Here is a 20,116-nt window from a genome sequence, read left to right on the forward strand (position 1 = left end):
CAGAGGTGACCGGCCGACCATGGGCAGGCGTGCGATTCTCGGCGGAACGGCCGCGGCTGCCGCGCTCGCCGCGTCCGGTTTCCAGGCGGCGCCCGCGCTCGCCGGACCGGCCGGTCGCAAGACGGTTCGCCTGACCGTGATGGGCACGACCGACCTGCACGGCAACGTCTTCAACTGGGACTACTTCAAGAACGCCGAGTACGACGACTCCGCGCACAACGACATCGGCCTGGCCAAGGTCTCCACCCTGGTCTCGGCCGTGCGGCACCGCCTCGCGCGCGAGCGCCGTACGCCTCAGCCGCTGCTGCTCGACGCCGGCGATACGATCCAGGGCACACCGCTGGCGTACTACTACGCCAAGATCGACCCGATCACCGGTGGCCACGTGCACCCGATGGCCGCCGCGATGAACCAGATCGGCTACGACGCGGCCGCGCTGGGCAACCACGAGTTCAACTACGGCCTCGACATCCTGCGTAAGTTCCAGCGCCAGCTGCGTTTCCCGCTGCTCGGCGCCAACGCCCAGGACTGGACGACGAACCTGCCGGTGTTCCCGCCGTTCGTGCTGAAGCGCGTGCGCGTTCCCGGCGGCGGCTCGATCACGGTTGGCATTCTCGGCCTGACCAACCCGGGTACGGCGATCTGGGACAAGGCGATCGTCGACGGCAAGATCCGCTTCGGCGGCATCGTCGAGCAGGCCCGGGTCTGGGTACCGCGCGTCCGCGCCGCGGGAGCCGACGTGGTGATCGTCTCGGCGCACACCGGGATGGACCTGTCCTCGTCGTACGGCGACGCCCTGCCCTTCCCGGAGAACGCCGCCGGGCTGATGGCCGAGGAAGTCCCGGGCATCGACGCCGTACTGGTCGGGCATGCGCACGTGGAGATCCCCGAGCGGTTCGTGACGAACAAGCAGACCGGTGAGCAGGTACTGCTGGTCGACCCGCTCAAGTGGGGTATGCGGCTCGCGTTGATGGAGCTGGACCTGGAGAAGGTGCGGGGCCGCTGGAAGGTCGTCGGCCGCCACGGCCAGGTCCTGAACGCGAACACCGTGGAGGCCGACCCGGCGGTCGAACGGCTGCTGAAGAAGGACCACGACACGGTGGTCGGCTATGTGAACTCGAAGATCGGCCGGAACAAGACGGCGATGTCGGCCGCTACCGCCGCCTGGGAGGACACTGCCGCCCTGGACTTCGTGAACTTCGTCCAGGCCGACGCGGTCAGCAAGGCCATCGCGGGTACGCCCGAGGCGGCACTGCCGGTTCTGGCGATCGCTGCGCCGTTCAACCGGGCCGCGGCGATCCCGGCCGGCGAGGTGAGCGTGCGCGACGTGGCGGGCCTCTACATTTTCGACAACACCTTGGTCGGTGTGACGATGACGGGCGCGCAGCTCAAGGACTACCTCGAGTACTCCGCGCGGTACTTCAAGCAGGTCACCGGCGCTGGGCCGTTCACCCCGGACCAGGTCACGAACGCGCCGACCGAGACCGCCCCGAAGGGCACGCCCGACTACAACTACGACATCTTCGGCGGCCTGACCAAGCCGCTGGTCTACGACATCGACATCGCGAAGGCCCCGGGCGCGCGGATCACCGGTCTGTCGTACGACGGTAAGGCCGTCGCGGCCGAGGACAAGTTCGTCGTCGCGGTGAACAACTACCGCCAGTCCGGTGGCGGCAACTTCCCGCACATCAAATCCGCGCCGGTGATCTACAACCGTCAGGTGGAGATCCGCCAGCTGATGATCGACTACGTGACGGCGAAGGGCGAGATCGATCCCGCCACCTTCGCCAGCACGGACTGGAAGCTGACCGCCAACGGCACGCCGGTGGTCGTCAGCGCAGGGTGATACCGGCCGTCTCGAGGTCGGCGAGGGCCTGGGTGGTGGTGGCGGGCGCCACCCCGGCCGTCAGCTCGGTGAGCACCGTGGTGGCGAAACCCGCCCGGTCGGCGTCGAGGGCCGTCGCCTTCACGCAGTAGTCGGTGGCGATACCGCAGACCTCGACCGCGGTGACGCCCTTGGCCCGCAGCCACTCCGCGAGCTGCTGCCCGTCGTGGTTCTTGCCCTCGAAGCCCGAGTACGCCGCGGCGTACTCACCCTTGTCGAAGATGGCGTCGAACGGCTGCGGGTCCAGGTTCGGGTGGAAACTGACGCCGTCCGTACCCACCACGCAGTGCGGCGGCCAGGAGTCGGTGTAGTCGGGATCGGCGGAGAAGTGCGAGCCCGGATCGATGTGGTGGTCCCGGGTGGCCACGATGAAGTCGTACCGCTTGTCCTCGGGTTCTGCCTCCTGCCAGGCGTGTAGCAGGGTGCCGATCCGGAAGGCCACATCGGCGCCGCCGCTGACGGGGAGGCTGCCACCTTCGCAGAAGTCGTTCTGCACGTCGACGACGATCAGTGCCCGGGTCATCGTTCCGCTCCTTCGTGGGCCGACTGGCTCTTGCGAACCACGGTACCCGTCAGGCCCGCCCGTGGCTCGGATCAGGCCGCGTTCAGAACGCCGCCTGTGACGCGCAGGATCTCGCCGGTGGTCGCGGTCGTTCGCGCCGAGCAGAGGAATACGATTGCCGCCGCCACGTCGGCCGCGTCCGGCAGCCGCTGGGCGGTGAACCTCTTCGCGAACTCCGCCAGCGCCGGCCCGGGAATCACCCGGTGCGTGCCGTTCTCCAGGGTGACGCCGGGCATCACGATGTTCGCGAGTACGCCGTCCTGCCCGAGGTCGTGCGCGAGACTCGCCACCAGACCGTGCAACCCGGCCTTCGCGGCGCCGTACGCCCAGGAACCGGCGAGACCCCGCTCGGCCAGATCGGTCGAGACCAGCACGAGCCGGCCCTCAACAGTCGGGAATCGAGGCAGGGTTGGTGGGCCAGGTCTGGTGAATGAGGACGAGTGGGCCGTCGGTGACGACTTCGCTCGCTGTCAGGTGGCAGAGGCCCTTCGACTGGCTGGCGAACGCGAGAATCCACTCGGCCTTGTCTGTGTGCTGCAGGAGGTAGACGTTGGTGTGGCTGGTGAGTTGCGAAGCAAGCAGGTTGTCCGTGGCGACGGAAGCGCCGTCGGGGATCTCGGCCATGAGGCGTTTGGCGGCCGCGGCGTACTCGGGTGGGTTGTTGAAGTTGCCGTCGGTAAGGCCTCGCAACGGCGTCGGCGTCCCGGCGTACGGCCCGATCATCAGAAGTGCGGCGGCCAGGAAGGCGCGGGCCCAGGCGGTTCCGGCGGTTCCCCGGGTGATTCGCATCAGGCGTGGCCGGAGCAGCACTAGGGCGTGGACGAGCCCGCAGAACAGGATGGGCATCAGCACGGCGTCGTAGTGGTAGTCGGGGGTCCAGTAAGCCCGGTTGGTGCCCTGCAGTCGCCAGGCCAGTGTTGGGACGGCCAGTATCAGGAGGGGTGATCGTAGGGCGATGAAAGCCGTTGGGACCAGCAGCAGGAACAGGAGGCAGAGCTTGCCGCTGTCGAAGCGGTCGCCGACGGCTGCGCCGTACGGGTTCACTCCGCCGGACGAGAGGTACCGGTAGACGCCATCCGCGCTGAAGGCGGGTATGACCACTAGGACGGTCAGTGCGCAGGCCAGACCACCTGCGACGGCAGTACGTAGGCCTAGCCGCCTGGTTGGCCGGTGGAGCGCAAGCACGACTCCAAGGGCTGCAAGCGTTAGACCGAGGTCTTCCTTCACGAACACCAGTGGAGCCGCGAAGGCCACTGCGGCCCGGTACCGGCCGCGAAGCACCGCCTCCAGGGCGAAAGCCAGCATGGGAACGGCAAACGCGACTTCGTGGAAGTCGAACCGCACGGTGTTCTGCAGGCCCCACGACAGGCCGTAGCTGGCGCCGATCGCTATGCCGAGGCCGCGACCTAAGGCAGAGCAGGCGATCCGTGTGACGGGGAAGACGGAGATGGCCAGTAGCAGCGCTTGCGCGACTAGGAGCGTCTCCGCGGATGGGAATAGCCGGTAGAAGGGGGCAAGGACTATCAGGATCGGGTGGAAATGGTCGCCCAGCAGGTTGAGACCGGGCTCGCGCAGGTTCGACGTTGGCCAGTGCCCGTGTGCGTAGTTGCTGACGGCTTGTTCGAAGATGCCCAGGTCGAACCCCGTGGTGGCGAATGCCCGGTGCCGCCCGAGCGAGTACACGACGTACACGATGGCGAAGACGCACGAGACCGCGGCGGCCAGCCAGGTCGTCGTACGGGCCGGGCGGAACGTCGCGATCGCCAGCCGGACGCGCGGCGCCGCCTTCGAGCGCCTGCCGGGCGCCGGGGGCGGCCTGGTCGCGACCAGCATTGACACGGATCGTCCTCCGGATGATTACTTGCCGAGGGCAAGTGGCGGAATGGTGCCCAGGGCAAGGAAAACCCCTGCCTGCGAGCCTGCCGCCTCGATGGCCGCGACACATCGCCGGAAGGTCGCATTCACCCGTGCGTCGAAGGAGTGACGCGCGCCGTGCGAAGTCATCCTTTGGAGTGACTGCCGGCCTGGCGCTCATCCCCTAGTGGTCACAAGCGTCCGATGAACGGCGACACGCCTGGTCACAAGAGTCCGATGAACGGCGACACGCCGGGGGAATTCTGGGTGGGTAGGGTGGCAGGCTTGGCGGCGGGGGGGATGGTGGGGATTACCCGGATTTGTGGGTGGGGAAACCGGGTTTTGGTGCGGGGTGGGTGCGCGGAAAATGGGTGGCTGGTACCTATTGGCGAGGTGGCGGCGGTGTGCATTCGCCTTGTTTGGTGGGGCGTTGAGCGCGCTGCTCGCGGTCGGCGACTGGTGGGTTACGGACGGCAATGGCGAATGGCTGGTATTTAGTCGTTTGTTTCAAGGTATTGTCCGATTGACCTTTGTGAATCGACAGAAAATCAATTCCCGGGCATTGGAAAACAATGACGCTGCTGCTCTAATAACCCGAATGCGGCGGTCAGCCGCTTCCGTCCGATTCGCTGGAGGAAGACATGGAGAACAAGGTCGAGAACAAGCCGGAGCCGCGGAAGGTGCTCGTGCGCAAGCTCGAGAAGCTGGAGACCACCGCGATGATTCTCGACCCGGGCTGCCGTAACGACGTCTGCGGCTAGTCAGGTCGGCGACCGGGGTGCGGCTCACGCCGTGCCCCGGTCGTTCCATCGGCGGCGCCGAAGGGCCGCCGGCGAAAGGGCCGGGTTCGGAGCTAGGGAGGGTGTGGGCATGAGGCGGCCACGGATCAAGGGGATTCACAAACCGGTGCGGTTGAGCCCGACGCTGATCAACATCGGCGGCCGGCAGCTCGGCATCGGCGCGGAGATCGACGATGAGGACGGTGCCCTCTGGTCGCTGCTCGCCTTGATGGACGGCACTCGCGACACTGGTCAGATCGTGGCGGAGCTGGTCGCTACCCGGCCCAGCCTCAGCACGACCGAGGCCGTGGACATGATGCAGACGATCATCGACGCCGGGTACGTCGAGGACGCCGCCGCACCACCGCCGCCCGAGTTGAGCCCGGCCGAGGTCGAGCGCTACGACCGCGCCCTGACGTACTACGCGTGGGTCGATCTCACCCCGCGCACCTCCCGCTATGAGGTCCAGGCCCAGCTCAAGGCCAGCCGGGTCGTCGTACTGGGCCTGGGTGGTACCGGTTCGGCCGTCGCGTCGTCGCTGGTCGCGGCCGGGGTTGGTTCGGTGCACTGCGTCGACTTCGACGTGATCGAAGCCGGCAATCTCACCCGCCAACTGCTGTACAGCGAGGACGACATCGGCAAGCCCAAGGTCGCTACCGCGGTCGAGCACCTGAGCCGGATCAACTCCCACGTGGAGGTCACCGGCGAGGAGGCCCGGGTCGATTCGACCGACTCCGTCGCCGCGTTGATGGACGGCCGGGACCTGCTCGTGCTCTGCGCGGACCAGCCCAGACACGTCATCCGCGACTGGACGAACCAGGCGGCGCTGCGAACCGGTACGCCCTGGATGCTCGCGCAGTACGCCGGGCCGATGGCGGTGGTCGGCCTGTTCGTACCGGGCCGGACCGGCTGCCAGGACTGCCTGCCGAGTGTGGGGGATCGCCTGCGGGAGCACTACGGAACCGAGCCGGAGGAGTTGTTCCCGTTCAACGGGCATGCCGTGATCGCGCCCTCGGCCAATCTCACCGGGCACCTCGCGGCGCTCGACGCGGTCTACCACCTGACCGGCATTCCGACCAGCACGCTCGGGCGGATGTTCCACCTCAGCCTTACCGATCTGACCTATCACTACGTCGTCGCGCCGCGGCCCGGGCGCAAGTGCGAGACCTGCGGCTGGGTTGGGGAAAGCCCGTGATCGCGCTCGACGCCGGCAGCCGGGTCAGCGCCGCGCACGTCGTCGTACGGCGTGAGGATGCCGACGAGTACGTCGTCGGTGATCCCGCCAGCGGCAATTTCGTCGTCGTGCCGGCGGTCGGGGCGCGACTGGTCGAGCTGTTCGCCGCGGGGCATACCCTCGCCGAGGCGGCCGAGGTGGTCGAACGCGAGACCGGTGAGCCGATCGACGCCCTCGACTTCGCCGAAGTGCTGATCGAGGCCGGCATCGTCAACGCCGGCCCGACCGTCACCTCGCCGAGCGACGATGCCGAGGAACGGCCGGCCGCCAGATTCTGGTCGGTTTCGCGAGTGCCCGCGGCTTTGGTGCGGCCCTTGTTCGGACGGGTCGCCTGGACGTTCTACGCCGCGTGCCTGGTGGCGACCGCGGCCATGTTCGTCGCGGAGACCTCGCTGCTGCCGACGTACGAGGACACCTTCATCTTTCCGGATGTTGTGCTCAGCCTGCTGGTCACGAACATCGTGGTGGTCATCCTGACGGTCATCCACGAGATCTGGCACGCGTTCGCGGGCGCCGCAGTCGGCGTACCTTCGCGGCTGCGGATCGAGCGCCGCGGCATCTTCCCGGTTCTGGAGACGGACCTGACCGGCCTTTGGGTGTTACCGCCCGAGCGCCGCTACGGGCCGTTCCTCGCGGGGATGGCGATCGACAGCGTGGTGCTGTTCGCGGCCGTCGCGCCGCGCTTCGCCTGGTCGCGTGGCTGGATCGACCTGCCGCCGGAGCTGATCCGGTTCCTGGCGATGGTCGTGTTCAGCCAGGTGGTGAAACTGGCGTTCCAGACTTTGGCCTATCTGCGTACCGACATGTATCTGGTGATGGCCACGGCCACCGGCTGCGGCAATCTCCACCAGGTGACCCGGCTGTCGCTGAAACGCCTTATTCGCAAGCTGAATCCGGCCGAGGCCACGATTCTGGGCAACGCCCACGCCAAGGATCTGCGGGTCTCCCGGTGGTATCGCCTGCTCTACCTGGCAGGCCTGGTCTGGATGGTCTGGTTCGCCTGGCACTTCCTCTGGCCCAGCGCCAAGGTCACGTTCGGCTGGGCCGGCGGGGTGCTGATCGGAGCGCCGTTCGCCAGCGCGTACTGGTGGGAGGGCATCGCGTTGGTGCTCTTCGCCTCGCTCAACGTGTTGCTGCCGATCGGCGTGATCGTGCGGAATCGCTACCAGGCCAGGAAGGTTGCGCGATGAGGCGTCGTTGGCTGGGCCTGTTGGTTGGTGTCGTGGTGACAAGCCTGAGCGTGCTGACCATGTCGGGCCTCGCGGTCGGCGTACTCGTCGGCCAGTTCACCGACCGGGCCGCGCTGCCGTGCGACCAGGTCCCGGGTACGCCGCAGCCGTTCGAAGGCGACCGCCACATCGCGTACGAAAGCGCGCCGCACGATCCGTACCGCAGTAATCCGCCCACCTCGGGTCCACATTCGCCGCGAGTGGTCATCCCCGGCATCTACCGCAAGCCGATCGTCGAGGAGTTGCAGGTCCACGTCCTGGAGCACGGGCACGTCATCCTGCAGTACGGCCCGGACCTGCCCGCGAGCGAGATTGACCGCCTCGAACGCCTCGGCCGGAAACACCCTCGGGACGTCGTCGTAGCGCCCTATCCCGCGCTGGGCCGGGGGATCGCGATGACCGGCTGGCAGCGGCTGCAACGGCTCGACAAGGTTGACGACCAAGCCGTCGAGCAGTTCATCACCAAGGTCGCAGGCCGCTACGACCACCAATGGCGCAACGGCGCCACCAGCTGCACCACGCCCTGACGCGCAATCGTCCCACCCTCTTCGTGAGTGGTTGCTCTGAACCACGCTACGCCCGCGCGCCGCGTTCAGACGCGACTACTCGCGGGGAGATGGAGGAGGATGGTGGCGGCTCGCTGGGGTGCCTGCCTGTGGTGGGGAACGACACGACTTGTCCTGCGGGCGGACCTTCTGGCGGTTACCGTGGCTGCTCACCTTGGTTGAGGAGTGGGGACGTGGGTGACTGAGGATCGGTCTGACCTGTTCGGTCTGGGGGAGGTAATCTCGGCCGATCTGTGCCGCCGGAACGCGTTCCGCCTGAGCGGACTGCCCGTGGACGCCACGGCCCGGCAGATGCGCCGGCGCGGCGATGAGGTGCAAGCCGCGGAACGGCTCGGCCTTCCCGTGCAGACGACCGCCGGGGTGTTGCCGCTCGATCCACCTCCCGACGCGGAGGCTGTGCGCGCGGCGATCCTGCGATTGCGGGATCCCGTCCAGCGGTTGGTCGAGGAGCTGTTCTGGTTCTGGCCTTCGCCGTCCGATGGACAGGACACCGACGAGGCCCGCCGGACGTGGTTGGCGCTCGCCCACGACGGATCCGGGGACGCTGACGTACGAGTCGCCGCCAAGCACAACCTGGCCGTACTCGAACTCGCTCTCGCGCTGGAACCGCCGCTCGACCTCGACCGCTGGCTAGTGACGTACGAGTGGTGGAAGAAGGCGCTCAACGAAGGCGGGTTCGAGCGCTGGATCGAGCGCCGGATCAAGGCGCTGGACGATCCCCGGCTGTCCCCGGCGATGGCGGCGCGCCTCGCAAAAGAGGTACCGGTCGCGTTGGTGCGGTTGCACGCCGAGCTCGTCATGCTGGAGCTGCAAAGGAACGAGGACTTCTACGGCGAGTCCGATCCGCATCTCGACCACATGGCGCTCGCATGTCCGGACCCGGTCGCGCTTCGGATGGTTCTCGAAGAGGTGACCCGGCCGATGGCCGCGCGAGTTCGGGCCCGTTGCGAGCAGGCCCGGATGCCGGCTGACGATCCGGCTGTTCTGCACGAACGGGCCGACGAACTGCTGACCTGCATGGACGCGGAGTTCGACTATCTGGGCGCGATGCTCGGGTACGACTCGACGCTGGTGATGGGCCTGCGGGACGAGCTGGCCGGCCTGATGCGGACGTGCGCGGTCAAGATCGCCAACTACCTGCTCGCCAACGAGGTGCCCGATCGAGGCGATCAGGGCAAGCGCGTACTGCGCTATCTCGAACTGGCGTGGATGTCCGATCCGGCCGACCAGATCAGGACGCGGATCGAGGACGACACCGCGGTGGTCGCGGACAACGTGATCCGGTGGCTCGCCGACGAGGCCCTCGTCAAGGTGGCCGCCGAACCGGCCCGGGCCCTGGTCATCGCGGATCGCCTGATCGCCGCCGCCCAGCCGGTGCTTCGGCGCCATCGGCAGTTCCAGCGCGACGCCGCGGCGGTGTCCGGGGTCGAGCAGGACTTCATCGAGGACCTGGCCTCGATCCTGCTGGCCCACGGTGACTCGCCGCTGAAGCTCGCACAGGCGAAGCTCGCGGCCGAGCGGATCTACCAGTCGGCCAATCTGCGCACGACCTTCGGGGAGGACGCCGATCAGTATCTGCGGTTCACCTTGCAGTACCTGGAAGACGAGCCGCCGCAGACCGAGCCATTCCGGCGCGAGACCCTTCAGCCCGCACCGTTCCGGATGTCGAGCCGGGCCGACGACACCGATTGCTGGTGGTGTGGACGTGCCGACGCCCCGGTCACGGTCACGGTCGCGATCTCGCCGCCTCCGCAGACACACGTTTCCAATGCGCCCACCGAGTACCTGCCCAGTTGTGTGGACTGCGCCCGGAACAAAATCGACACTGCTCCACACAACGCGTTCGGCTGCCTGTTCGTGGTCTTCGGCCTGATCGGCGCGGTGACGCTGATCTTCTTCCTGCTCGGTCTGCTGAGTATCTGGGAGCCGCCCGGAGGTACCGCGCTGAACGGCTACATCAGCGCCGCGATGGCCGTGATCAATTACTCGATCGACCGCAGGTTCAAGCGCAGTCAGTACACCGCCGCCGTACTGCGGACCCGGGAACATCCGGACGTGCTGGCCCATCTGAACCGGGGCCTGACCGTGATGGCCCTGAAGAGCAATCGATCCGAACTCCTTCGACCGTGAGGAATCCGATGTCCCCGCTGCCACCACGCCCGCCCGGCGCCCTGGACGCGTCGCCCCCGGACCGTACGGTCGATCTGCCCGCGGGCGCCATCGCGGATCTCGCGGTGGCGGTCTGGCGGCTCGACGCCAAGCTGGCCGGGGACGCGCCCGGACGGCGGCAGGCCCAGGCGGTGCGCGACGCGCTCACCGACGCGGGCGTGGAGACCCAGGCGTACGACGGGGTGGACTTCGATCCAGGTCTCGCGATCCGGGTGCTGGCCTTTCAGCCGACGGCCGGCCTGCGGCAGGAACGCATTCTCGAAACGGTCCGCCCGGCAGTGTCGGTGCGAGGTGCCATCCTGACGCTGGCCGAGGTGATCGTCGGCGTACCGGCGGAGGAGGAGAGCGCGTGAGCAGGACCACTATCGACTTCGGAATCGACCTGGGTACGACGAACAGCGCGGTCGCGATGCTGCACGGCGTACAGACCGAGGTGATCAAGAACAACGACGGTGACGACACCACCCCGTCGGCGATCTGGATCGACCGTCGCGACCGGTTGTACGTCGGCCGCGCGGCCCGGGACCGCTCCGAGGCCGACCCGGAGAACACCTGCGCCGAGTTCAAGCTCCGGATGGGTACGGCGGGGCAGCTGCAGCGGTTCCCGGCCAGCGGGCGCGAGCTGAGCCCGGAGGAACTGTCCGCGGAGGTGCTCAAGTCGCTGCGCGCGGACGTCCGGACCCGGACCGGCGAGGAGATCCAGGCCGCGGTCATCACCGTTCCGGCCGCCTTCGACCTGAACGCCTGCGACGCCACCCGCAGGGCCGCCGAACTGGCCGGGCTGCGCTATCCCGTGCTGCTGCAGGAACCGACCGCCGCCGCCCACGCGTACGGGTTCCAGGCGACCGACGACAACGCGATGTGGCTGGTCTACGACTTCGGCGGTGGCACCTTCGACGCGGCGGTGATCCAGCTGCGCGACGGCGAGTTCTCCGTTGTCGGGCACGCCGGCGACAACTTCCTCGGCGGCAAGCTGATCGACTGGCAGATCGTCGAGCAACTGCTGATCCCGGCCGCGATCGAGCAGGAACCGGGACTGGCCGGGCTGTCCCGCGGCAACCCGCGCTGGCAGGTCGCGGTCAGCAAGCTCAAGCGCGCGGCCGAGGTGGCGAAGGTCCGGCTGTCCCGGTCCGACGCGACCGACGTGCTGGTGGACCTGAGCACGGGTGGTGAGCTCTTCGAGCTGGAGTACGAGCTGCGCCGTGAGGACGTCGAGCGACTGGCCGAGCCGTTCGTGCGCCGTTCGATCGAGCTGTGCCGGCAGGCGCTGGCCGACTGTGGCGTGGGCCCGGCCGATATCGGCAAGGTGCTGATGGTCGGCGGCCAGACGATGATGCCGTTCGTGCGCGACCTGGTGGCCTCGGGCCTCGGCGTACCGCTGGAGTATGACCAGGATCCGATGACCGTGGTGGCGCGCGGCGCGGCGATCTTCGCGGGCGCCCAACCGTTGCCCGAGGCCCCTACCGTGGCGCCGGCCGCGGGGTCGTACACGGCCCGCTTCGAGTATCCGCGAATGGGACCGGACGAGGACCCGCAGGTGATCGGCCGGATCGACGGGCCCGGCCTGACCGGGTTGTCCGTCGAGGTGGTCAACGCCGAGGCGCGTCCGCCTTGGCGCAGCGGCAAGATCCAGCTCTCCGCGGAAGGCGCTTTTGTTGTCGTACTGCGGGCAGAGCGGGGTCGCCTGAACAAGTACCAGGTCGAGCTGACCGACGCGACCGGCGCGCGATTGCCGTTGAGTCCGGACGAGCTGCGGTACACCGTCGGCTCGGTCGAGACCCAGCCGATGCTGACCCACGCCATCGGTATCGGTACGGCGGACAACAAGCTGCACAAGCTCGCCGAGCGCAACGCCGGACTGCCCGCGCGGCGTTCGATCACGCTGCGTACGACGGAGGAGGTCCGGCCGGGCAACGGCGTGATCCGCATCCCGATCCTGGAGGGCGTGCATCAACGCGCGGACCGGAATCGCCGGATCGGGCGGCTCGAGGTGCGCGGTGATCAGGTCTCCCGGGCGGTTCCAACCGGCAGCGAGCTGCGGCTGACGATCGAGATCGACATCTCCCGGCTGGTTCGGACCACTGTGTACCTGCCGATCCTCGACGCCGAGTTCGAGGACAGCATTCGCCTCGATACCGAGAGCGCGCCGGTGACGGACGAGCTGGAGTCCGCGGCGCAGGTCGAGCGCGATCGGCTGGACGCGGTGCGGCGCGAGCAGGAGTCCGTTGGCAGCCCGCTCGCCGACGTGATGTTGCAGCGCATCGTCGACGAACAACTGGTCGAGAAGATGGAGAACGCCCTGCGCTCGGCGGGTGATCCCGCGGTCGCGGTCGAAGCCAATCAGTACGTGCTGGATCTGCGGGTTGCGATCGACGCCGTCGAGGACGAACTCACCTGGCCGACGCTGGTCCAGCAGGCCGAGACGGTGGTCGCCGAGGCCCACGACTTCATCCTCAGCCACGGCAGTCCGAGCGACCGGTCCGAACTGCCGGTCTACGAGCGGACCGTCGCGGAGGCGATCGAGTCCCGTGACGCGGACCTGCTGCGGCAACGCCTGCAGGAGCTGCAGATCTTCTGCTGGCGAGTCCTGGATCGGACTCCGGTGGGCCAGATCAACCTGTTCGAGGACCTCAGCCGCCAGCAGTACCAGATGACCAATCCAGCGACGGCCAGCCGGCTCATCCGCGACGGCGAGGAGGCCATTCGCACCGAGCAGTACGAGCGCCTCAGGTCGATCAACCTGCAGCTCTCAACGCTCATCCCGGCCGCCCCGACCACCCAAGACTCCTTCAGCACAGTCGAACTGGCCCCGCGCTGACTTGGGCGGAGGTCAGCTTGGGATCGCGTCGCCGTTGGTGGCCAGGCGCCAGAGTAGGTCGCGCAACTGTCTGCGCTCGGGTTCGTCCAGGCCGCGGGTGAGGCGTACGCCGGCGCGTTCGTGCATGGCGCGGACGGCCTCGGCCGCTTCGACGCCCTTGCTGGTCAGCTCGATGCTGACCAGCCGGGCGTCTCCTTTGGTGGCCTTGACCCGGTGAACCAGGCCGGCCGCCTCCATGCGTTGCGCCGTCCGGCTGGCGGTCGGGACCTCGACGTCGAGCACTTTCGCCAGTTGGGCCACCGGCAGGGAACCGAGGTGGGCCAGCTTGACCAGGACCAGCTCCTGGCCGACATGTACGCCGTTGCCGGCCAGTTCCTCGGCCATCGCCTTGCGCGACGCCCGTCCGGCCAGCCGCAACGCGATCAGCACGTCCACCGGCGTTGCCGGCGCATCGGCCGGCCAACCAGCTGCCGCGTCCGCCGACCCACCAGCTGGATCGGGAGGGGTCATGCCCGGGGCCGGGGTGCGTACGGGTTGCGGGCCTGGATGTCGCCGATGTACTCCGTCGGGATCGCCGGTTCGCCGCGGCTGAGCTGGCTCGCGCTGCGGGGGAGTTCGTCGCGGACCGTCAGGTGGTGCGCCCGCGCCTCGTCCGGCGTCGTACGGCCGACCACCTTGCCGCCTTCGACCAGCGGCTTCAGCAGCAGGCGGTCATCGCCGTCGTCGGTCGGGGTCTCGCCCACGCCGACCAGCTCGACCTCCGCGACACCTTCCGCGTTCCGCCGCCGCAACGCGTACTTCCGGCCGCCGATCGAGATCTTGTCCGGGCTCTTCTTCGCGACGGGCTGCAGGGTGCCGTCCCGATCGGCCCGCGCGACCAGCTTGTAGACGAATCCGCAGGTGGGATGTCCGCTACCCGTCACCAGCGACGTGCCCACGCCGTACCCGTCGACGGCCGCCGGGGCCAGCGCTGCGATCTGGTACTCGTCGAGATCGCTGGTCACGATGATGCGGGTCTTGGTCGCGCCGAGGGCGTCGAGTTGCTCCCGGACCTGCCCGGCCAGCGACGGCAGGTCGCCGGAATCCAGCCGGACCGCGCCCAGCTCCGGCCCGGTGATCTCGACCGCGGTCCGAACCGCCTCGGTCAGGTCGTACGTGTCGACCAGCAGGGTGGTTCCCTTGCCGAGGGCATCGACCTGGGAGACGAAGGCGTCCCGCTCGGTGTCGTGCAGCAGCGTGAACGAATGCGCCGCCGTACCGGTGCTGGGAATGCCGTAACGCCGGGCCGCCTCCAGGTTCGAGGTCGCCGCGAAGCCCGAGATGTAGGCCGCCAGCGCCGATGAGACCGCGGCCCCCTCGTGCGTACGACGGGAGCCCATCTCGATGCACGGGCGACCGCCGGCCCACCAGGTCATTCGCGAGGCGGCGGAGGCGACGGCCGAATCGTGGTTCAGGATCGACAGGAACACCGTCTCGAGCAGCACGGCCTCGGCGAAGGTGGACTCGACCACGAGCACCGGCGAACCGGGGAAAAAGATCTCGCCGTCGGCGTATCCGGCGATGTCCCCGCTGAAGCGGTAGTCGCTCAGCCAGTCGCAGGTCGGCTGGTCCACCACCCCGCGATCGGCCAGGAAGGCGATGGTCTGCTCGTCGAAGCGGAACGCCTCCAGCGCGTCCAGCAGCCGGTTGATGCCCGCCACCACGCCGTAGCGGCGGCCGTCGGGCAGGCGGCGGGCGAACAGCTCGAAGACGGAGCGGCGATGCGCCGTACCGTCGGCGAGGCTCGCCTGGAGCATGGTGAGCTCGTAGTGGTCCGTCAGGAGCGCGGTCGTATCGTTCACAAAGGGCAGCCTATTGCGAGCCGCCACGGACTAGTGGAGAGAATGGCTGAGTGACCACTGCACCGAGCGAGCTGGACAGCCCGTCGACCGACGAGGCGATCGAGCTGAGCCCACCTTGGGTGACCATCGTGTGGAACGATCCGGTGAACCTGATGGACTACGTGACGTTTGTCTTCCAGACGTACTTCGGCTATTCGAAGGAGAAGTCCGAGAAGTTGATGTGGCAGGTGCACAACGAGGGTAAATCCGCGGTTTCCAGCGGCAATCGCGAGGCGATGGAACGCGATGTCGAGGCAATGCACTCCTACGGCCTGTGGGCCACCTGCGAGAAGTCGTGACGCGCTTTCGCAAGCGCAAGGGCCTGGTGGTCGTCTCCTTCGCCGATCATGAGGCGGAGATCCTGTCGAACCTGCTGCGCAACCTGGTCGAGCTGCTGTACGACGGCATGCCGCCGCGCGTGACGGCCGTCACGGATGATCCGCTGGCCGCGATGTTCGATCTCGACGGGCCGACCGCGCCGCCCGAGGACGAGGTGCTGCAACGGCTGTTGCCGGACGCCTACAAGTCCGACGACATGGCCTCGTCCGAATTCCGCCGCTTCACCGAGCGGGGACTGCGCGACGGCAAGATCACCGACGCGAAGCGGGTGCTGACCGCGATCGAGGAGAGCGAGTCGCCCGCGGACGGCATCCCGGTCGCTCCCGAGGATCAGGTCTCCTGGTTGCGCGCGCTGAACGACCTCCGCCTGGCCATCGGGGCCAGGCTCGGTATCGAGGACGACAACTACGACTTCTGGGAGAAGCTCCCCGAGGACGATCCGCGCCGGCTGACGTACGACCTCTACGACTGGCTCGGCTACCTCCAGGGCGCGTTGCTGCACAACATGCGCTGAGGTTCTTCCCGGCCGCGTGCATAAGGTGTGCGCATGGAGACTAGGAAGCTTGGCCGTACGGGTCGCGACGTCGCAGTGGTCGGGCTCGGAGCGTGGCAGTTGGGTGCTGACTGGGGCGAGGTCGACGAAGGCGCCGCCATGGACGTGCTGAACGCCGCCGTCGACGAGGGCATCACCTTCATCGACACCGCCGACGTGTACGGCGACGGCCGCAGCGAGCGAGTGGTCGGCCGCCTGCTGGCCGAGCGCCCGGACGCGGGCCTGACCGTGGCCACGAAGATGGGCCGCCGCGTCGAGCAGACCCCGGAGGCGTACAACCTGGACGCCTTCCGCGCCTGGAACGACCGCTCCCGCGAGAACCTCGGCGTCGAGACGCTCGACCTGGTCCAGCTGCACTGCCCGCCCACCGAGGTCTACTCGACCGACGCGGTGTTCGACTCCCTGGACACCCTGGTGGACGAGAAGCGCATCGCGGCGTACGGCGTGAGCGTGGAAACCTGCGCCGAGGCCCTCACCGCGATCGCCCGGCCGAACGTGGCCAGCGTGCAGATCATCCTGAACGCGTTCCGCCTCAAGCCGCTCGACGAGGTCCTGCCCGCCGCCAAGCAGGCCGGCGTCGGCATCATCGCCCGCGTCCCGCTCGCCAGCGGCCTGCTCTCGGGCAAGTACGACGCGAACACCACCTTCGGCGCGGACGACCACCGCAACTACAACCGCAAGGGCGACGCCTTCGACGTCGGCGAGACCTTCTCCGGCGTCGACTTCGAGACCGGTCTCGAGGCGGTCGAGCGGCTGCGCCCGCTGGTTCCGGCCGGAGCGACGCTGGCGCAGTTCGCCCTGCGCTGGATCCTGGACCAGTCCGGCGTCAGCGTGGTCATTCCCGGCGCGCGCAACGCTGCCCAGGTCACCGGCAACGCCGCCGCGGCGGCCCTGACCCCGCTCACCTCGGCCGATCTGGCCCAGGTCCGCGCCGTCTACGACGAGCTGATCCGCCCCCAGGTCCACGACCGCTGGTAACCCCGTCACGCGCGGACAGAAGGAAGCCGCGTCCCAGTATGTGGACGGCGGAAGGGGTGCCCGGGGGCGCCACTACCGTTGGGGGTGTGCTGACCATCGATTCCGCGACGTACGAGCAGATCGTGGCCCATGCGCGGCGGGACCATCCGGACGAGGCTTGTGGGGTGGTGGCCGGGCCGGAGGGTTCGGATCGGCCCGTGCGGTTCATTCCGATGCTGAACGCGGCGATGTCGCCGACGTTCTACGAGTTCGACTCCGGCGACCTGTTCCGGTTGTACAAGGAGATGGATGAGCGGGACGAGGTGCCCGTGGTGATCTACCACTCGCACACCGCGACCGAGGCCTATCCGTCCCGGACCGACGTCAAGCTCGCGCAGGAGCCCGACGCGCACTACGTGCTGGTCTCCACCCGGAACGGCGCCGACTCGCCCACGTACGACGGTGAGGTCGAGTTCCGCTCGTACCGGATCGTCGACGGCGTGGTGACCGAAGAGGAAGTCCGGATCGTGCCGGCGTACGACCAGCCGGCGCAATGACGACTTGGCACACAGCGCGTTCACGTACGGCCAGTTAGCGGAATGACCGGTTCAGGGCCGATGTTGAACCCGGCAGAACCGACCACGAGGAGAGAGACGGACATGGCGATCGAGTTGCGGGTGCCGACCATCCTGCGCACCTACACCGGCGGCGCGAAGGCGGTGAACGGTGCGGGCAGCACGCTGGCCGAGTTCATCGACGACGTCGAGGGCAACCACCCGGGCCTGAAGGAGCGCATCGTCGAGGGCGAGCCGGAGGAACTGCGCCGGTTCGTGAACGTCTACGTGAACGACGAGGACGTGCGCTTCACCGGTGGGCTGGAGACCGGTGTCAAGGACGGCGACGTGGTCGTCGTACTGCCCGCGGTCGCCGGCGGCTGACGTGCGCTTCGACAGCCTGCTCGACTCCGTCGGTGGTACGCCGCTGGTCGGGCTGCCGCGGCTGTCGCCGTCGGCCGATGTCCGGTTGTGGGCCAAGCTGGAGGACCAGAACCCGACCGGTTCGATCAAGGACCGGGCCGCGCTGCGGATGATGCTGGACGCCGAGAAGGACGGCCGGCTGCGCCCGGGCAACACCATTCTCGAGCCGACCTCCGGCAACACCGGCATCTCGCTGGCGATGGCGGCCAAACTGCGCGGCTACCGGATGGTCTGCGTGATGCCGGAGAACACCTCCGCAGAGCGCCGGCAGCTGCTGCGCATGTGGGGTGTCGAGATCGTGTCGTCCCCGGCGGCGGGTGGCTCGAACGAGGCGGTCCGGGTGGCCAAGCAGATCGCCGAGGAACACCCCGACTGGGTGATGCTCTACCAGTACGGCAACCCGTCGAACGCCGCCGCGCACTACGACGGCACCGCCCGGGAGATCCTCGAGGACCTTCCCTCGGTGACGCACTTCGTCGCCGGCCTGGGTACCACCGGCACGTTGATGGGCGTTGGCCGGTTCTTCCGGGAGAACAAGCCCGAGGTCCGGATCGTCGCCGCCGAACCGCGGTACGGCGAACTGGTCTACGGCCTGCGCAACCTCGACGAGGGATTCGTGCCGGAGCTGTACGACCCGTCCTTGATCGACGGGCGCTTCTCGGTCGGCCCGCGAGATGCCGTTCGCCGGGTGCGCGAGCTGCTGGAGAACGAGGGCATCTTCGCCGGGATCTCGACCGGGGCCATTCTGCACGCGGCGCTGGCCCAGGCGGCCAAGTGCGTGCGCGACGGTGAAACCGCCGATATCGCGTTCGTAGTCGCGGACGGCGGCTGGAAGTACCTGTCGACCGGTGCCTACGAGGGCACGATCGACGAGGCCGAGGACCGCCTCGACGGCCAGCTCTGGGCCTGAGCTGTGGTAGCTCTGGGCCTGAGCGTTAGCGGCTCAGGCTCAGTGGTCGGCGTGGGATCGCTCGACCAGCTTGGCGAAGCTCAACGCGTTCCGGGGAGCCGTGGCGTGCTGGTCGTTGTTGAAGTAGACGTACGCGTCGTCCCAAGCGTCGGTAACCCGTTCGGCCCACGTCTTCAGCGCCGTGCGGCCGTACGTCGGCCAGGGCGACGCGCCTCCCTCATGCAGGCGAAGGTATCCCCAGTCGGCCGTACGCCACAGTGGAGCGACCGGCCGGGATTTACGGTCGGCCCAGGACAAGGCGGCTCCGTGGGCCTGCAGCACCTCACGGACCTCGTCGACCCACCAGGAGTCGTGCCGGGGCTCGACGGCTACACGCGTTCCACGCGGGAATTCGGCCAGGCAGGCATTCAGCCTGGCTACGTCGCGTTTCATCGTCGGAGGCAGTTGCAGCAGGATCGGCCCGAGCATGTCGCCCAGACCCGCGGCAGCCTTCATCATTCGCTGGACCGGCTCTTCGGGCTCGGCGAGGCGCTTCACGTGTGTAAGGAAGCGGCTGGCCTTCACCGCGACGGTATGGCCCGCGGGCAGTCGCGCACGCCAGCCCGCGAAGTCGTCGTACGAGGGCAGGCGGTAGAAGGCGTTGTTCAGCTCGACCGTGGGAAAGATGCTCGCGTAGTGCTCCAGCCAAAGTCGCTGGGGCACGTCCGACGGGTAGAAGTCGCCACGCCAGTCGCGGTAGACCCAGCCAGAGGTACCAACCAGGATCGCCATACCTTCCTGGTGCCCCGGGGCATGCGTCAGCAGCAGCCGGCCCGCGACCGGCCGTCTCCGTGTTTGTGCTCAGCGCCGCACCGGGTCACCCGGTGCGTGCGATTCCCCCGCGTCAGCGGCTGCTCAGGTCACGTCAGCTCGCTCCCCGGAAGAAGATGCGACGGCCGATCCGCGGATGCGTGCCCCGGCCCTTGCAACTGGTGCAAGGCCTGGTCGCGTAGCTGAAGATCGAACCTTTGTGGCGGCCGGCGCCCTTGCAGCGATTGCATTTCGCGTTCGGGTGCAGGGCGAGCGAGCCGATGTAGACGACCAGCAGGCCGAGGGCGAACAGGACCAGCATCCCGGTCGCGCCGACACTGCCGACGGCGTCACCGGCATTGGCGGCGGCGCTCTGTCCGGAGGCCTGACCAGCGGCTGCTGCGGCGTTACTGGGGCGTGGCGTTGGTGCCGCGGTGCTGCTCAGAGCCACCGCAAGGAGAACTGCCACGCTCATGGCATCAAGAATTCGGTAGTAGTGGGCGGCAAGAAACACATCCGTTCAGGGTGGCGTGCGTCACGCCGAGTTGGCCAGTGTTTTATTTAAAGATGTGGATAAGTTCGGCGTGTTGTGGCCTGAGTTGGCTACAGAGGAGC

20 protein-coding genes are annotated in these 20,116 nt (G+C 68.2%); 13 read left to right on the forward strand and 7 right to left on the reverse strand.

Annotated features, from left to right (window positions below):
• Positions 1 to 19 precede the first annotated feature (19 nt).
• A complete protein-coding gene (locus ACFFGN_RS02880) occupies positions 20 to 1,846 on the forward strand; it encodes a bifunctional metallophosphatase/5'-nucleotidase (protein WP_380043679.1) in 1,827 nt (608 codons plus the stop codon).
• Here ACFFGN_RS02880 and ACFFGN_RS02885 read toward each other — a convergent pair.
• The 3 genes from ACFFGN_RS02885 to ACFFGN_RS02895 all read right to left on the reverse strand — a co-directional run bounded on the left by ACFFGN_RS02885 (position 1,833) and on the right by ACFFGN_RS02895 (position 4,280).
• Positions 1,833 to 2,408, reverse strand: a complete 576-nt coding sequence (locus ACFFGN_RS02885) for an isochorismatase family protein (protein ID WP_380043680.1) — start codon at positions 2,406 to 2,408, stop codon at positions 1,833 to 1,835. The two genes, ACFFGN_RS02880 and ACFFGN_RS02885, sit on opposite strands and share 14 nt — an antisense overlap.
• A gap of 71 nt (positions 2,409 to 2,479) precedes the next feature.
• Positions 2,480 to 2,821, reverse strand: coding sequence for an SDR family oxidoreductase (locus tag ACFFGN_RS02890; RefSeq protein WP_380043681.1), 342 nt, complete (start codon positions 2,819 to 2,821; stop codon positions 2,480 to 2,482).
• Positions 2,822 to 2,831: 10 nt separating this feature from the next.
• Positions 2,832 to 4,280: a DUF2079 domain-containing protein gene (locus ACFFGN_RS02895; protein WP_380043880.1), complete on the reverse strand. Its 1,449-nt coding sequence runs from the start codon at positions 4,278 to 4,280 to the stop codon at positions 2,832 to 2,834.
• A gap of 891 nt (positions 4,281 to 5,171) precedes the next feature.
• On the opposite strand from ACFFGN_RS02895, the gene ACFFGN_RS02900 reads away from it, so the two are divergent.
• The 6 genes from ACFFGN_RS02900 to ACFFGN_RS02925 all read left to right on the forward strand — a co-directional run bounded on the left by ACFFGN_RS02900 (position 5,172) and on the right by ACFFGN_RS02925 (position 13,096).
• Positions 5,172 to 6,275 carry a HesA/MoeB/ThiF family protein gene (locus ACFFGN_RS02900; RefSeq protein ID WP_380043683.1) on the forward strand — a complete coding sequence of 368 codons (1,104 nt, stop codon included), beginning with the start codon at positions 5,172 to 5,174 and terminating at the stop codon, positions 6,273 to 6,275.
• Positions 6,272 to 7,504: a hypothetical protein gene (locus tag ACFFGN_RS02905; protein ID WP_380043684.1), complete on the forward strand. Its 1,233-nt coding sequence runs from the start codon at positions 6,272 to 6,274 to the stop codon at positions 7,502 to 7,504. The genes ACFFGN_RS02900 and ACFFGN_RS02905 overlap by 4 nt, the downstream gene beginning before the upstream one ends.
• Complete coding sequence (locus ACFFGN_RS02910) at positions 7,501 to 8,070, forward strand: thioredoxin-like domain-containing protein (RefSeq protein WP_380043685.1); 570 nt, start codon at positions 7,501 to 7,503, stop codon at positions 8,068 to 8,070. The genes ACFFGN_RS02905 and ACFFGN_RS02910 overlap by 4 nt, the downstream gene beginning before the upstream one ends.
• A 216-nt stretch (positions 8,071 to 8,286) precedes the next feature.
• Positions 8,287 to 10,239, forward strand: a complete 1,953-nt coding sequence (locus ACFFGN_RS02915; RefSeq protein WP_380043686.1) for a hypothetical protein — start codon at positions 8,287 to 8,289, stop codon at positions 10,237 to 10,239.
• An 8-nt stretch (positions 10,240 to 10,247) separates the two neighbouring features.
• Positions 10,248 to 10,631: a hypothetical protein gene (locus tag ACFFGN_RS02920; RefSeq protein WP_380043687.1), complete on the forward strand. Its 384-nt coding sequence runs from the start codon at positions 10,248 to 10,250 to the stop codon at positions 10,629 to 10,631.
• Positions 10,628 to 13,096, forward strand: coding sequence for an Hsp70 family protein (locus ACFFGN_RS02925; RefSeq protein ID WP_380043688.1), 2,469 nt, complete (start codon positions 10,628 to 10,630; stop codon positions 13,094 to 13,096). Before ACFFGN_RS02920 ends, ACFFGN_RS02925 begins: the two co-directional genes overlap by 4 nt.
• 12 nt (positions 13,097 to 13,108) lie before the next feature.
• Here the strand turns inward: ACFFGN_RS02925 and ACFFGN_RS02930 are convergent, their stop codons facing one another.
• Together ACFFGN_RS02930 and ACFFGN_RS02935 are read right to left on the reverse strand one after the other, a co-directional pair.
• Positions 13,109 to 13,606 carry a MarR family winged helix-turn-helix transcriptional regulator gene (locus ACFFGN_RS02930; protein ID WP_380043689.1) on the reverse strand — a complete coding sequence of 166 codons (498 nt, stop codon included), beginning with the start codon at positions 13,604 to 13,606 and terminating at the stop codon, positions 13,109 to 13,111.
• Complete coding sequence (locus tag ACFFGN_RS02935) at positions 13,603 to 14,937, reverse strand: nicotinate phosphoribosyltransferase (RefSeq protein ID WP_380043690.1); 1,335 nt, start codon at positions 14,935 to 14,937, stop codon at positions 13,603 to 13,605. Before ACFFGN_RS02935 ends, ACFFGN_RS02930 begins: the two co-directional genes overlap by 4 nt.
• A 50-nt stretch (positions 14,938 to 14,987) precedes the next feature.
• Here ACFFGN_RS02935 and clpS point away from each other — a divergent pair, with 50 nt between their 5' ends.
• From clpS to ACFFGN_RS02965, 6 genes are all read left to right on the forward strand, one after another.
• The gene (gene clpS / locus ACFFGN_RS02940) at positions 14,988 to 15,275 is read left to right on the forward strand and encodes an ATP-dependent Clp protease adapter ClpS (RefSeq protein WP_380043691.1); all 288 of its coding nucleotides are present in this window, start codon (positions 14,988 to 14,990) and stop codon (positions 15,273 to 15,275) included.
• Entirely contained in the window at positions 15,272 to 15,829 is a 558-nt protein-coding gene (locus ACFFGN_RS02945; protein WP_380043692.1) for a DUF2017 domain-containing protein, read from the forward strand. Before clpS ends, ACFFGN_RS02945 begins: the two co-directional genes overlap by 4 nt.
• A gap of 33 nt (positions 15,830 to 15,862) precedes the next feature.
• Positions 15,863 to 16,846 carry an aldo/keto reductase gene (locus ACFFGN_RS02950; protein ID WP_380043693.1) on the forward strand — a complete coding sequence of 328 codons (984 nt, stop codon included), beginning with the start codon at positions 15,863 to 15,865 and terminating at the stop codon, positions 16,844 to 16,846.
• Positions 16,847 to 16,932: 86 nt separating this feature from the next.
• Positions 16,933 to 17,382 carry a M67 family metallopeptidase gene (locus ACFFGN_RS02955; protein ID WP_380043694.1) on the forward strand — a complete coding sequence of 150 codons (450 nt, stop codon included), beginning with the start codon at positions 16,933 to 16,935 and terminating at the stop codon, positions 17,380 to 17,382.
• A 102-nt stretch (positions 17,383 to 17,484) separates the two neighbouring features.
• Complete coding sequence (locus ACFFGN_RS02960) at positions 17,485 to 17,763, forward strand: MoaD/ThiS family protein (RefSeq protein ID WP_380043695.1); 279 nt, start codon at positions 17,485 to 17,487, stop codon at positions 17,761 to 17,763.
• Between the two features lies 1 nt (position 17,764).
• The gene (locus ACFFGN_RS02965; protein WP_380043696.1) at positions 17,765 to 18,712 is read left to right on the forward strand and encodes a PLP-dependent cysteine synthase family protein; all 948 of its coding nucleotides are present in this window, start codon (positions 17,765 to 17,767) and stop codon (positions 18,710 to 18,712) included.
• 39 nt (positions 18,713 to 18,751) lie between these two features.
• Here the strand turns inward: ACFFGN_RS02965 and ACFFGN_RS02970 are convergent, their stop codons facing one another.
• Together ACFFGN_RS02970 and ACFFGN_RS02975 are read right to left on the reverse strand one after the other, a co-directional pair.
• Positions 18,752 to 19,483: a DUF72 domain-containing protein gene (locus tag ACFFGN_RS02970; protein WP_380043697.1), complete on the reverse strand. Its 732-nt coding sequence runs from the start codon at positions 19,481 to 19,483 to the stop codon at positions 18,752 to 18,754.
• Between the two features lie 133 nt (positions 19,484 to 19,616).
• Positions 19,617 to 19,976 carry a hypothetical protein gene (locus ACFFGN_RS02975; protein ID WP_380043698.1) on the reverse strand — a complete coding sequence of 120 codons (360 nt, stop codon included), beginning with the start codon at positions 19,974 to 19,976 and terminating at the stop codon, positions 19,617 to 19,619.
• Positions 19,977 to 20,116: the final 140 nt, after the last annotated feature.

The organism is Kribbella deserti, from assembly GCF_042434725.1.
Lineage (GTDB): Bacteria > Actinomycetota > Actinomycetes > Propionibacteriales > Kribbellaceae > Kribbella > Kribbella deserti.

Coding starts and splice junctions, on each gene's coding strand:
- ACFFGN_RS02885 (WP_380043680.1), bottom strand. CDS start 2,408: ATGACCCGGGCACTGATCGTCGTCGACGTGCAGAACGACTTCTGCGAA.
- ACFFGN_RS02930 (WP_380043689.1), bottom strand. CDS start 13,606: ATGACCCCTCCCGATCCAGCTGGTGGGTCGGCGGACGCGGCAGCTGGT.
- ACFFGN_RS02920 (WP_380043687.1), top strand. CDS start 10,248: ATGTCCCCGCTGCCACCACGCCCGCCCGGCGCCCTGGACGCGTCGCCC.
- ACFFGN_RS02960 (WP_380043695.1), top strand. CDS start 17,485: ATGGCGATCGAGTTGCGGGTGCCGACCATCCTGCGCACCTACACCGGC.
- ACFFGN_RS02900 (WP_380043683.1), top strand. CDS start 5,172: ATGAGGCGGCCACGGATCAAGGGGATTCACAAACCGGTGCGGTTGAGC.
- ACFFGN_RS02975 (WP_380043698.1), bottom strand. CDS start 19,976: ATGAGCGTGGCAGTTCTCCTTGCGGTGGCTCTGAGCAGCACCGCGGCA.
- ACFFGN_RS02910 (WP_380043685.1), top strand. CDS start 7,501: ATGAGGCGTCGTTGGCTGGGCCTGTTGGTTGGTGTCGTGGTGACAAGC.
- ACFFGN_RS02880 (WP_380043679.1), top strand. CDS start 20: ATGGGCAGGCGTGCGATTCTCGGCGGAACGGCCGCGGCTGCCGCGCTC.
- ACFFGN_RS02895 (WP_380043880.1), bottom strand. CDS start 4,280: ATGCTGGTCGCGACCAGGCCGCCCCCGGCGCCCGGCAGGCGCTCGAAG.
- ACFFGN_RS02970 (WP_380043697.1), bottom strand. CDS start 19,483: ATGGCGATCCTGGTTGGTACCTCTGGCTGGGTCTACCGCGACTGGCGT.
- ACFFGN_RS02950 (WP_380043693.1), top strand. CDS start 15,863: ATGGAGACTAGGAAGCTTGGCCGTACGGGTCGCGACGTCGCAGTGGTC.